We start from the raw sequence: 12,984 nt of genomic DNA on the forward strand, positions 1-12,984 counted from the left end.
ATCCCTCCTTTATTCATAGGTAAAAAGTTGTATAATGTGGATATTTTATCAAATTAAAAGGTTTTTGTCACATCTATATTCAAACTATTTAAACTTTTAATTATATATGGTTTTGCTTCTGATAAAAAATATAGCGATCCTGTTATAATCAGCATCTCATTTTTCCCCAGCGAACGTATTTCAGAGCGAATCGCTTCTTTCCAATCAGATGCAGCTCTTTTACGATGTGAAGAGCTTATATTCAATAGATCTGAAGCTTTAGCAGCCCTCGGGAAGTCAAAGTCCACAAATGTCATTGTATCTGCAACTGAGTCTAATTGCATGATCATTTTGTCTAGTTTTTTATCAGAAAGAGCAGCGAATATAACCCTCTTTTGTAAGTTATTGTATCGTTTTTGCAGTTCGTTTGTGAGGGCTTGGATCCCTTCATTGTTATGCGCACCATCTACTATAATTAAAGGCTGCTCACTGATTCTTTCAAATCTGCCAGGCCAATAGGCTTTCATTAATCCCTGCTTTATTTGATGTTCCTCTAGAAGAAAACCTTTTAGATTTAACAATTCAGCTGCCATAACGGCGAGGGAGGCATTTTCAACTTGATGCTCTCCCGGCATGGTAATGTCAAGTTGTCCATACTCGTTCTTTGCTGTCTTAAGACTAAATTGCTCACCAGCTGCTGTTGAAAAATGTTCTTGAATGGCAAGAGTCTTTCCAAGCTGATAAACCTCTGCATTCTGCAAAGATGCTGTCTTTAAGATTACATTTTCCGCACTTTCTTCTTTTACAGATGTAATGAGCGGGGTATTTTTCTTGATAATCCCGGCTTTTTCATAGGCGATTTCTTCATAGGTCTCTCCGAGGATGCTTGTATGATCCAGACCAATGCTTGTTATGATAGAGAGAAGAGGTTCAATGACATTTGTTGAGTCAAGCCGTCCGCCAAGACCCACTTCAAACAAAGCTATATCTGCAGGCTGAACATGACCAAAATATTCAAAGGCCATCACAGTAATGACCTCAAATTCAGTCGGACCACCAAGTTCTGTCTCTTCCAATTCCTCTGCAAGCGGCAAAATCCGGTTCACAAGCAGTAAAATCTCTTCATCGGAAATCGGTTTGCCATTGTATGAAATCCGTTCATTAAATTGTTCAAAAAATGGAGATGTGAAACTGCCCACAGTATACTCTGCTTCCTGCAAAATACAGCGTAAATACGTCAGTGTCGAGCCCTTTCCATTTGTTCCTCCAATATGTACGGTCTTTATTTTTTTCTCTGGATTTCCCAGCTTCGAAAGCATCCATTCCATCCGTTTTAATCCTGGTTTAATGCCTAGACGCAATCTGCCGTGGATCCAATCCAGTGCTTGTTCATATGAAGTAAATATAATAAAAACCTCCTTACAGTATGGAAGACGAATCCTTCATTAGAGGGACTCGTCTTCGATCCATACATTATTTAACCTAGATTACACGTTTTTCAGTTCATTCATACGCGCTTCAACAGCAGCACGCTTTTCCGTATAATCAAGCTCCTTTGCTCTTTCCTCTTCAATCACTTTCTCCGGAGCCTTTTTAACAAAGCCTTCGTTGCTTAGTTTCTTCTGAACACGCTCTACTTCTTTGTTCAGTTTCTCCCACTCTTTTTGAAGGCGGGTGATTTCTTCATCAATATTAATCAGACCTTCAAGCGGAAGTATGATTTCAGCTCCAGTAATAACAGCTGTCATTGCTTTGTCAGGAGTCTCAACATTAATACCAATTGTTAGTTCTTCCGGATTACAGAAGCGTTCGATATACGCACGGTTGCTTTCTAGGATGCTTTTGATCTCGTCGTCCTTCGCTTTAATCAGCATCTTGATTTTCTTGCTCATTGGTGTGTTTACTTCAGCTCTGCTGTTTCGTACAGAACGGATAATTTCAACGAGAAGCTTCATTTCTGCAGCAGCCTTTTCATCGCTGTACTCTTCTACAACCTCTGGCCAAGAAGCTACTGTGATAGACTCCCCTTCATGCGGAAGGTTCTGCCAGATTTCTTCTGTGATAAATGGCATAAATGGGTGAAGAAGTCTCATCGTGTTGTCTAAAACATATGCCAGAATCGAACGTGTCGTTTTCTTAGCTGCTTCATCTTCTCCATATAACGGCAGCTTTGCCATTTCAATATACCAGTCACAGAAATCATCCCAAATGAAGTTGTAAAGAATACGTCCTACTTCACCGAACTCATAGCGATCAGATAATCTTGTTACCGTTTCAATCGTTTCATTTAAACGGGTCAGAATCCATTTATCCGCAACGGATTTTTCTCCAGATAGATCGATCTCCTCGTATTTCAGTCCATCCATATTCATCAATGCAAAACGGGAAGCATTCCAGATTTTATTGGCAAAGTTCCATGTCGATTCAACCTTCTCCATGCTGAAACGCAAGTCCTGACCAGGTGAGCTTCCTGTTGAAAGGAAGTATCTTAGTGCATCTGCTCCGTATTGATCAATGACATCCATTGGATCGACACCATTCCCAAGCGACTTACTCATCTTGCGGCCTTGCTCATCGCGGACAAGCCCATGAATGAGAACATCTTTAAACGGACGCTTACCCGTAAACTCAAGACCTTGGAAAATCATACGGGAGACCCAGAAGAAAATAATATCATATCCAGTTACAAGGGCATCTGTTGAGTAATAGCGTTTGAAATCTGCTGAATCTTCATCTGGCCAGCCCATTGTTGAAAATGGCCAAAGTGCAGAGCTGAACCATGTATCTAATACATCATTATCCTGTGTCCAGTTCTCTGGGTCAGCAGGAGCATTCTCACCAACATAGAGTTCGCCAGTTTCATTGTGATACCAGGCAGGAATGCGGTGCCCCCACCATAACTGACGGGAAATACACCAATCACGGATATTTTCCATCCAGCGAAGATACGTATTCTCAAAGCGGGCAGGAATGAAGTTAACCTTATCTTCCTTGCTTTGCAGGGCGATCGCTTCATCAGCTAATGGCTGCATCTTAACAAACCATTGTGTTGAAAGGTATGGTTCAACAACAGCGCCGCTTCTTTCAGAGTGTCCAACAGAATGCATATGCTCTTCAATTTTAAAGAGAACATCGGCTCCCTGCAGGTCTTTTACGATTTGCTTTCTGCATTGGAAACGGTCTAATCCTTTGTATTCGCCAGCATTTCCATTCATTGTACCGTCTTCGTTCATAACAAGAATACGCTCAAGATTATGGCGGTTGCCAATTTCAAAGTCATTTGGATCGTGTGCTGGTGTAATTTTAACTGCACCAGAACCAAATTCCATATCTACATAATCATCACCGACAATCGGGATTTCTCTTCCAGTGATCGGAAGCTTTACCGTTTTGCCGATTAAATGCTTATAACGGTCATCTTCAGGGTGGACAGCAACCGCTGTATCTCCAAGCATTGTTTCCGGACGAGTTGTCGCGACTTCAATATAGCCGCTTCCATCTGTTAATGGGTATCTCATATGATAGAAAGCACCTTGAACATCCTTATAAATAACTTCGATATCCGATAATGCTGTTTTCGTTGCAGGATCCCAGTTGATGATATATTCACCGCGGTAAATTAAGCCTTTCTCATAAAGAGAAACAAATACTTTATTTACAGCTTTTGATAATCCTTCATCAAGTGTGAAGCGTTCTTTCGTATAGTCCAGCCCTAGGCCGATCTTGCCCCACTGCTCACGGATATGGCCTTTGTATTCGTTAGTCCATTTCCATGTTTCTTCCACAAACTTTTCACGCCCTAAATCGTAGCGGCTCTTTCCTTCATTGCGGAGCTTTTCTTCAACCTTTGCCTGTGTCGCGATACCGGCATGGTCCATTCCAGGCAGCCACAGTACATCATAGCCCTGCATTCTTTTTATGCGCGTTAAAATATCCTGAAGAGTTGTATCCCATGCATGGCCAAGGTGCAGTCTTCCCGTTACGTTTGGCGGCGGAATCACAATGGTATAAGGTGTTTTTGTTTCATCTGCACCAGATTCAAAATATTTACCGGAAAGCCACCAGTCGTAGCGACCTTTCTCAATCGTTGCCGGATCGTATTTGGTCGGCATTGTCAGTTCATTATTGTTTTCCATTTTTATATTCATTCCTTTCAAATGACCCTAATACTTAGAAAAAACAAAAAACCCCATTCGTCATAAAAGGACGAATGGAGTTTGCTTCGCGGTACCACCTTTTTTTCAATATCAAAAAACAGCCTGATATTGACTCTTAAAATTGATAACGGCTTTCCCGTCTTTTACTAATGAGCATAATGCCGTTCGCAAAAGAAGCTCAAGGGCGACCTTCCAAAGTATCCGCCTGACAAACCTCGCAGCAAATGGTTCGTCTCTCTTTAGGCTTTTCACTCTGTACTCTTCCCTATCCTGGCTTTTATTCATTATTTATATGCTCTATACTACTCAAATCAATAACGCTAGTCAATATCGTAACACTATTTTTTTATTTTATACCTGTACTGAATGAAACGTTCCAAGGGATTTAGCAAATTAAGCATGTAGTTTAGGCACTATCATTAATTGAGGTTCATATAATGGGGAGAAGGGGGACTGATGATGAAAAGAAAATATAATCCGCATGGACTGCCGCCTTGGCTAAGATCAATTCGCAATGTATGCGGACAATTTATTGTTCCGATTTGCATTTTTCAAGGCATTCGAACGCTGATTCTGCCTTCCATTTTAGACGTGCTATTGCTTTTCCTGCTTATTGCAGCTGTCATTGCATTTCAATTTGAAATGATTTAGAGCCCGGAAGATGGATTAATTCTGGGCTCCTTCTTGTTCTGCCTGCGCTTGTGCTGCGGCCGCAGCAGCAGCCTCTTGTTTTTGTCTTTCTGTTTCTTCAATTCTCATAATCACATACTCTGTATTTTTTAATAGCCAGAATTGACCCTGTAAATATTGCAGCATTTTACGCTCGCCACGGCTATTTTTCTTTTGATAATAACGTTCTGCTGCACGGATCACCGGACCAGGATAGGCGAAATAGCTTTGAAAGAGCAACAGCTCATCTGCTTTATATGGAAAATATTTTAAATACGTATATAACCAATCCACAGCTTCCTCCGAGCGTTTAGGATACGTCTTTAACGACCTGGAGAGAAAAGGAAGCATGTCATGCAATGGAGAGCTGAGCTTTGCATTTTCGAAATTCAGAAAATATCCGTAGCCGCGCTCATCAAATAAAAAATGTTCTGGCGAAACCTTTCCGTGAATAAGAACGGTTCTTGCTTTTTCTTCTTCTTTCGTCTTTTCATACCATGCTTTCAACTTATCTTCCGCATATTTTATTGCCTGTGTTATGTCATGATAATATAAGCAAAACAACAGCTCTGTCGGTGACATATACGCTCGTTTTTCACATTGCTCTATAAAGCCTGAAAGAAATTCCTTCTCTTTTTCCCATTGCTGCAGTGTGTTCTCATAATGTTCTTCTCTTTCCTCTTTGGTGATTTTTACTTCTCTGACTGAAATGGTATGCATCCGTGCCAATTCCCTGAACATCTGCTGATACCTTTGAGTTCGATCCTCTTTTAATTCATTCGCCAGCCAAGGCATTAAATAATATAAATGATGATCATGCAGCACCGCGTAACGACCATCTGCCGTCGGATAGATTGGTACAACCCGGTTGTAGCCTTTTTGATATAAATTATGCACATGTCTGATAAAGTCAGCACCATGATTGGTTTTGATTTTTTTTAAAGCAAAAATTCCTTTATTGCTATAAATTTTTTGAACTCTGCCAAAATCCTCAACAAAATTTGCTTCTACAGCATAATGTCTTAAAATGGGTGCTACCTGCTTTAATCGATTTTTTTCCTGCACAGCCAATCACTCACTTCCTCCAATTCAGCGCAATTCTAACCTCAGAACAAGATAACCACTGTGAAAAAAAACAGATGAGCAGGTTAACATACACCTGCTCATTGGTCCACGATTCAACATTAACGGGTTAAAACAGCAGGAATATACAGGACTTGACCTTCAAAGACGTCTTGATTGATATCAAGGTTGTTTACTCTCTGCAGCTGCTGAGAAGACACTTCATATCTTTCTGCAAGCAGCTCAAGGGTATCTCCGTGCTGCACAATGCATACCTTCAGCTTAGACATTTCATTTTCATCTTTTCGTGCAAAAAACTCTGTTAATGTCATACTGTTTTTCGATTTTTTCTTTTTCTTTACTTCTTGCTCAGAAGAAGATGATGACTCTTCCATGTATACATTTTCAGTTACTTTTACTTCTTGAACAGGACTTTCTTCAAGCGGTACTTGCTTAAACTCTTCCACTTCTGCCACGTATGTTTCAGCAGGTGTTTCACTTCTTTGAGCTGTAAATGCAATATTAGGGAATGCTTCCTTAGGCTCTTCTGCGGCTTGAGGTGTGATTTGAGCTTCCTGTAATGCTGGAGGTGTTACCTCATGTTCATTCACCTCAGCTGCTGGGACTTCCGGCTGTTTTCTTGCCTCTGCTTCAAATGGGCGGAATAACTCTTCTTGTTGTTCTTGATCTTGTTCTTGCTGTTCAGCTTTTTCAATGCGCAGTTCAGTGACAAAATCACTTTCTTGTTCTTGTTCTTGCTCTTCTTGCGCAGGAGGCTCAAATATTGAAGCGGATGAGCGATAGAGCGGCTCCAGCTCTTCCTCTGCCTCAGAAGCTTCCTCAAATTCCTCAACAGCATTTTCAGTCTCTTCACGCTGCTCGCCATATAAACCAGAAATCATTAAGTTGGCGTTCAGCTTCATACAGCTGCGTTCCGGAAAATCGTAATCAAAGGATTCCACTTCTACACCAATGTCCTCAATACTTTGAATTCGATTATTCGGAATCGTAATATCAACCGGAAAAAAATGAGTGAATTCGAAAACACCTTCATCTCTTTCCTCTACACTTTGCACAAACTTTGCCTGGTAGCCAGCATTTTGCTGCTCTGTTTCATCAACTTCGACGCGGTTATACTCTCCTGTAAGCTCTAAAGCTCCTTGGATGGTGACATATTGTTCACTTTCCTGGATTGTAATATTTGGATCAAGTGAGATTGATATTAATTGCAGTACTTCCTGTCCTCTTTGAAACCATACTGATTCTTCTAAAGAAAATCGTAAGCACGATGGATTTCCCTGAGTCAAAGCGACTCCTCCCTTCATATCTTTCACGTCTAATCACTATGTCATTACCAATTTATGAATAGACGATACTAAATATGAGTAAAAAATTGCAGGATAGATTAGTAAGAGTGCTTTCGGTGCAGGAGTTTTTGAGATTAAGAACTTGTTATAGGCAGCTGGTTTGTTTTCTGCTTTGAAGGGAGGGCTTATTCTAGCGGCGGTTGTGTTTTTATTTGGGGTAACTTTTTGCTGGATTGTCTGCTTTTACACTTTAGTAGAGGGGTGCAGTGATTGTTTTGGGTTTTAGGTTTAACGGTTGCTGCTGGAATTTGGAGGTTTGCGACACTATATACCAGTTTCTGGATTATACGGGTGTGTTTCCTCCCTTTTCGCGACACTATATACCAGTTTCTGGATTATACAGGTGTGATTCCTCCCTTTTCGCGACACTATATACCAGTTTCTAGATTATACAAGTGCGTTTCCTCCCTTTTCACGACACTATATACCAGTTTCTGGATTATACGGGTGCGTTTCTTCCCTTTTCGCGACACTATATACCAGTTTCTGGATTATACAGGTGTGATTCCTCCCTTTTCGCGACAATATATACCAGTTTCTGGATTATACAAGCGCATATCCTTCCTTTTCACGACATCATATTCCAGTTAATGGATTATACAAGTGTATTCCCTCCTTTACCACGACACTATATACCAATTCCTGGATTACAAGGGTGCATTCCCTCTTTTCCCACCACATCTCTAATGAGATTTAAAAGGTGCTTTTCTCCCCCACAACATTATTTACTATTTTACGGATCACAAAAGCAAATCCCCGCCATTTTACCCCAAACACATCAAAAAAATACCATTTAAAAAACAGCACCGGCTATCCCGGTGCTGTCTTCGTTGTATTACATAATTCTTGAAAAAGCAGTTTCTGCTGCTTTAATTGTGTTTTGAATGTCTTCGTCGCTGTGTGCAGTTGAAAGGAATAATCCTTCGAACTGTGAAGGCGGAAGGAAGACCCCTTCATTTGCCATTTCACGATAGTAGGAAGCAAATAGGTTCAGATCGGATGTTTTTGCTTGATCATAGTTTGTTACTTTTTCGTTTGTGAAAAAGATGCCAACCATGGAACCTGCGCGGTTAATTGTATGCGGAACTCCGTATTTTTCTGCTGCTGCTTTTAAGCCTGACTGCAGCATGTCTGCTTTGCGTCCAAATTCTTTATAAGTTTCTGGTGTCAGCTGACTTAATGTTTCAAGCCCTGCCGTCATGGCAAGTGGATTTCCTGATAAGGTACCTGCCTGATAGATTGGTCCGCTCGGTGCAATTCTTTCCATAATTTCAGCTTTCCCGCCGTATGCACCAACTGGCAGTCCACCGCCGATGACTTTTCCTAAACATGTAATATCAGGAGTAACGTTAAAATAGCCTTGTGCACATTGATAATCCACGCGGAAGCCTGTCATCACTTCATCAAAGATAAGCAGTGTGCCATTTTGCTCTGTGATCTCACGCAGTCCTTCAAGGAATCCTGGCATTGGCGGCACAACCCCCATATTGCCGGCAACTGGTTCAACAATTACACCAGCAATATCATCTCCATATTGATTAAATGCCAGCTTCACGCTCTCAAGGTCATTGTAAGGAACTGTGATTGTATTTTTAGCCACACCCTCAGGCACACCAGGACTATCTGGAAGTCCTAATGTGGCAACACCAGAACCAGCCTTGATAAGCAAGGAATCACCATGACCGTGGTAGCAGCCTTCAAATTTCATAATCATGTTGCGGCCAGTATAGCCTCTTGCCAGGCGAAGGGCACTCATTGTTGCTTCTGTTCCAGAAGAAACCATCCGCACGATTTCAATCGATGGCACACGCTCGATGACAAGCTTGGCAAGCTCATTTTCAATTTCTGTTGGAGCCCCAAAGCTCGTCCCGTTTTCAGCCACTTTTTTGATTGCTTCAACCACTCGGTCATTGCTGTGACCTAAAATTAGCGGTCCCCAAGAAAGGACATAATCAATATATTCATTGCCGTCAATATCATAAATCTTTGAGCCTTTTCCACGTTCCATGAAGATCGGATCCATATTAACAGATTTAAATGCACGAACAGGGGAGTTAACTCCGCCAGGCAACAGCTTTTTCGCTTCTTCAAACGCTTGAATGGATTTAGTATAAGAACGCATACGATCCCTCTTTTCGTTTTTTAGTTAAAGATTGTTTTTATTATTAGTTTTGCTTTTTCAGCCATCTTGCAGCATCTTTTGCATGATACGTAATGATTAGATCACAGCCGGCTCTCTTCATGCCTGTCAGCATTTCCATTACAATTCGCTCTTCGTCAATCCAGCCGTTTTGAGAGGCTGCTTTGACCATGGAGTATTCTCCGCTCACATTATAAATGACAAGCGGAAGATTGATATGGTTCTTTACATCCCGGACAATATCCAAGTACGGCATCCCTGGCTTCACAATAAGGAAGTCGGCACCTTCTACCAAGTCAGACTCTGCTTCTCTAATTGCTTCAAGGCGGTTTGCCGGATCCATTTGATAAGCTTTGCGGTCACCGAATTGCGGTGTGCTGTCAGCCGCTTCTCTGAACGGTCCGTAAAAGGCTGAAGCATATTTAACAGCATAGGACATAATCGGTACATTTTCGAATCCTGCTTCATCCAATCCAGCACGAATCGCTGCTGTAAAGCCATCCATCATATTGGACGGAGCAATAATATCTGCTCCTGCTTTTGCTTGACTGACAGCCGTCTGCACTAGCAAATCAAGTGACTCATCATTTAAAACTTCTTCATTTTCAACGAGACCGCAATGGCCGTGGTCTGTAAATTCACATAGGCAAGTATCCGCAATAACAATTAGCTCAGGGAAGCTTTCTTTAATTAATCTTGTTGCTTCCTGTACAATGCCATGATCGTGATAAGCCTGCGTTCCGCAAGCATCCTTTTCTTCAGGAATCCCAAATAGCAGAACCGATTTTATGCCTAAAGATACCACTTCTTCAAGTTCAGCATGAAGATGGTCCAATGATAAGTTATAAATGCCAGGCATGGATGTAATTTCTTTTTTAATGTCCTGACCTTCTGCAACAAAGATTGGATAAATAAGATCATCTGTATGCAGTCTATTTTCTCTTACAAGCGCTCTCATATTAGCTGTCTTACGAAGTCTGCGGTGACGATTGAATTGTAGGTCCATAATAGAATCCTCCTCGTTTTATGTTGTTTGTATTTCTTTTAAGTACAGAATGATTTGGTTCAGCATATCTTTCACCGTATATCGATCCGGGATTGCATGAACGTGTAAACCATGTGTTTCTGCTCTGTCTTTTGATACCGGTCCAATACAGGCGATTATACATTGTTTTATTTGGTCTGCCAGATCGTTTTCAAGAACAACCTCCATAAAATGATCAACTGTGGATGGACTTGTGAAAAGAATAATATCCAGCTGATGGTTCAGCAGTTTTTCTTTTAATAGCGCTTTGCTATCTTCTGGCATATGGGTTTTATAGACGATGATTTCTTTCACTATTACTTCTTTTTGGCGTAAAGCAGAGGCGATCGCATCTCTTGCTAAATTTCCTTTTGGAATGAGAATGTGCTCACCCTTTTGAATTTGTGGCAAAAACTCTTCTATAAAGCCTTCCGCAACATATTGAGATGGCACAAAGTCAACGTTCAGCCCTTTAGCTTCCAGTACTTCCTTCGTCTTTTCACCGATTACTGCTATTTTCGGAAGCAACTCACTTTTTATATCTACATGTGCAAAAAATGTTTCCACCGTTACATTGCTCGTAAAAATTAGCCAGTCATATGTATGTAATGTTTCGTTTAATCTGGCAGCTTCTTTCTGTGTTATGGTCGGCTTAAAAGAGATGAGAGGAATTTCCACCGGAATTCCCCCTAGATCTCTTACCAATTCAGCAACTGGTTTAGCATGCTGCTTTCCTCTAGGAATCAGCACCCTTTTGCCGAGCAGAGAGGACGAAGCAGACATTACTCTCCAAGCTCCCGTTTTACTTCGTCAATTAAGTCCTTTGCACCCATTTCAGTCAGTGAGGATGCTGTTTGTAAACCTACAGCCTCAGCATCAGAGCCAGCAGACATTTCCTTCAGCATGGTCGTGCCATCAGGAGAACAAACAAGTCCTGTTAACTCCACTTCTCCATCATTTTTAAGTGTGGCATAGCCTGCAATCGGAACCTGGCACCCGCCTTCCATTTTGTGGAGAAACGCTCTTTCTGCCGTAACCGTTTTGGTTGTCTCCTCACACGCAAACTTCTTAAGCAGTGATAATAATTCTTCATCTTCTCCGCGACATTCAATAGATAATGCGCCTTGTCCGACAGCTGGCAGGCAAAGATCAGGGTCTAAGAACTCTGTAACAACATCCTGTGACCACCCCATGCGTGCAAGTCCAGCAGCAGCCAAAATGATGGCATCATAATCTTCCGTTTCCAGCTTCGCAAGACGTGTATCGATATTTCCTCTAATCCATTTAATTTCTAAATCCGGACGTCTTGCCAGGAGCTGGGCTCCCCGGCGTAAGCTGCTTGTGCCGATAACAGAGCCTGGTTTTAAATCTGAAAGCTTGATATGTCCTTTTGATATTAAGGCGTCACGGTGATCTTCCCGTTTTGGTATACAGCCAATGACAAGCCCTTCAGGCAAAACAGCAGGCATATCTTTCATACTATGTACGGCCATATCAATCTCTTTATCAAGCATAGCCTGTTCAATTTCTTTTACAAATAATCCTTTTCCACCAACTTTGGATAATGTAACATCAAGGATTTTATCTCCCTTTGTCACGATTTCTTTCACTTCAAACTCAAAGCTGGGATTCAATTTTTTCAACTCAGCAATAACCCAGTTTGTTTGTGTAAGTGCCAGCTTACTTCTTCGCGAACCCACGATAATTTTTCTCATGACGGCCTCCTAATGTTTACATAGTACTTAGACTGTTATTGATCCCAAAAATGGAAAGATGATAATTTCCCAAATAAGAAAAAGTTAATTAATACAACCAGAAAAGCGGCAGTATTCCAATAAGCCAGTTTCTTACCATAGAAGCCCTTGCCTACTCGAAGGTACAAATAAATGCTATATAAGATCAGCACTAGAAACGAACCAACTACCTTCGAATCAAGCCAGGACATATCGGGAAGTTTTATATATGCCCATTGTACACCAAGTATAAGGCTAATCATCAATAACGGTACCCCAATCACAGCCAGGACATATGACATATGTTCCAGTTTCGCTAAATCAGATAACCGCACAAGGCGGGAATTCCACTTCTTTCTTTTTAAAAGATCATATTGAATTAAATAAAGGAGCGAAAACACAAATGATAAGCCAAATGCTCCATAAGATAGTATGGCTACTGTAATGTGAATCAACAATAACTCTGACATTAACCTGCCAGCGAGTACGGTTGACTCAAATTGTACGGGTGCAAACGTGTGAATCGCCATAAAAATAAAGCCGATGATGTTTGTAAAAAACACAGTAAAATCCACACGCAGCAACGTATTAATGGCAAGTGACAGCGAAATTAGCACCCAGGCGTAAAAGTATAAACCTTCAAAGATCGTCAGCACAGGAAATCTGCCCGTTTCGAACATATAAAGAATTAAGAAAAGCGTTTGTAAAACCCATACAAATGAAAGTAACCAGAAGGCAGCTCGGTTCGCCTTCCGGTTATTATGAAGAAAATCAATAAAATATAAGAGTACACATAAAGCATACAGAATAACCGTAAATTCATGCAGCCTCGTCATATAGATGTCAAACATGG

At 41.1% G+C, this 12,984-nt stretch carries 10 protein-coding genes and 1 other annotated feature; of the genes, 1 reads left to right on the forward strand and 9 read right to left on the reverse strand.

Annotated elements, in window-relative coordinates; all coding sequences use genetic code 11:
- Window positions 1-53: 53 nt before the first annotated feature.
- Together F7732_RS08460 and F7732_RS08465 are read right to left on the reverse strand one after the other, a co-directional pair.
- Window positions 54-1,385 carry a bifunctional folylpolyglutamate synthase/dihydrofolate synthase gene (locus F7732_RS08460; RefSeq protein WP_151573439.1) on the reverse strand — a complete coding sequence of 444 codons (1,332 nt, stop codon included), beginning with the start codon at window positions 1,383-1,385 and terminating at the stop codon, window positions 54-56.
- Between the two features lie 81 nt (window positions 1,386-1,466).
- A complete protein-coding gene (locus tag F7732_RS08465; protein WP_151573440.1) occupies window positions 1,467-4,115 on the reverse strand; it encodes a valine--tRNA ligase in 2,649 nt (882 codons plus the stop codon).
- A 63-nt stretch (window positions 4,116-4,178) separates the two neighbouring features.
- Window positions 4,179-4,417, reverse strand: a binding site (T-box leader).
- A gap of 178 nt (window positions 4,418-4,595) precedes the next feature.
- Between F7732_RS08465 and F7732_RS08470 the strand changes: the two genes are divergently transcribed.
- Complete coding sequence (locus F7732_RS08470; protein ID WP_151573441.1) at window positions 4,596-4,787, forward strand: hypothetical protein; 192 nt, start codon at window positions 4,596-4,598, stop codon at window positions 4,785-4,787.
- 15 nt (window positions 4,788-4,802) lie between these two features.
- Here F7732_RS08470 and ysxE read toward each other — a convergent pair whose 3' ends face one another.
- From ysxE to F7732_RS08505, 7 genes are all read right to left on the reverse strand, one after another.
- On the reverse strand, window positions 4,803-5,870 hold the full coding sequence (gene ysxE, locus F7732_RS08475; protein ID WP_151573692.1) for a spore coat protein YsxE: 1,068 nt from the start codon (window positions 5,868-5,870) through the stop codon (window positions 4,803-4,805).
- A gap of 119 nt (window positions 5,871-5,989) precedes the next feature.
- A complete protein-coding gene (gene spoVID, locus F7732_RS08480; RefSeq protein ID WP_151573442.1) occupies window positions 5,990-7,174 on the reverse strand; it encodes a stage VI sporulation protein D in 1,185 nt (394 codons plus the stop codon).
- Between the two features lie 895 nt (window positions 7,175-8,069).
- Complete coding sequence (gene hemL / locus F7732_RS08485) at window positions 8,070-9,356, reverse strand: glutamate-1-semialdehyde 2,1-aminomutase (RefSeq protein ID WP_151573443.1); 1,287 nt, start codon at window positions 9,354-9,356, stop codon at window positions 8,070-8,072.
- 43 nt (window positions 9,357-9,399) lie between these two features.
- Window positions 9,400-10,380 carry a porphobilinogen synthase gene (hemB, locus tag F7732_RS08490; RefSeq protein ID WP_151573444.1) on the reverse strand — a complete coding sequence of 327 codons (981 nt, stop codon included), beginning with the start codon at window positions 10,378-10,380 and terminating at the stop codon, window positions 9,400-9,402.
- Window positions 10,381-10,398: 18 nt separating this feature from the next.
- The gene (locus F7732_RS08495) at window positions 10,399-11,181 is read right to left on the reverse strand and encodes a uroporphyrinogen-III synthase (protein ID WP_151573445.1); all 783 of its coding nucleotides are present in this window, start codon (window positions 11,179-11,181) and stop codon (window positions 10,399-10,401) included.
- A complete protein-coding gene (hemC, locus tag F7732_RS08500; RefSeq protein ID WP_151573446.1) occupies window positions 11,181-12,113 on the reverse strand; it encodes a hydroxymethylbilane synthase in 933 nt (310 codons plus the stop codon). The genes F7732_RS08495 and hemC overlap by 1 nt, the downstream gene beginning before the upstream one ends.
- A 35-nt stretch (window positions 12,114-12,148) precedes the next feature.
- Window positions 12,149-12,982 carry a cytochrome C assembly family protein gene (locus F7732_RS08505; protein ID WP_151573447.1) on the reverse strand — a complete coding sequence of 278 codons (834 nt, stop codon included), beginning with the start codon at window positions 12,980-12,982 and terminating at the stop codon, window positions 12,149-12,151.
- Window positions 12,983-12,984 lie beyond the last annotated feature (2 nt).

The sequence above is a fragment of the Bacillus mesophilum genome (assembly GCF_008923265.1).
GTDB classification, from domain to species: Bacteria; Bacillota; Bacilli; order Bacillales; family Cytobacillaceae; genus Cytobacillus; species Cytobacillus mesophilum.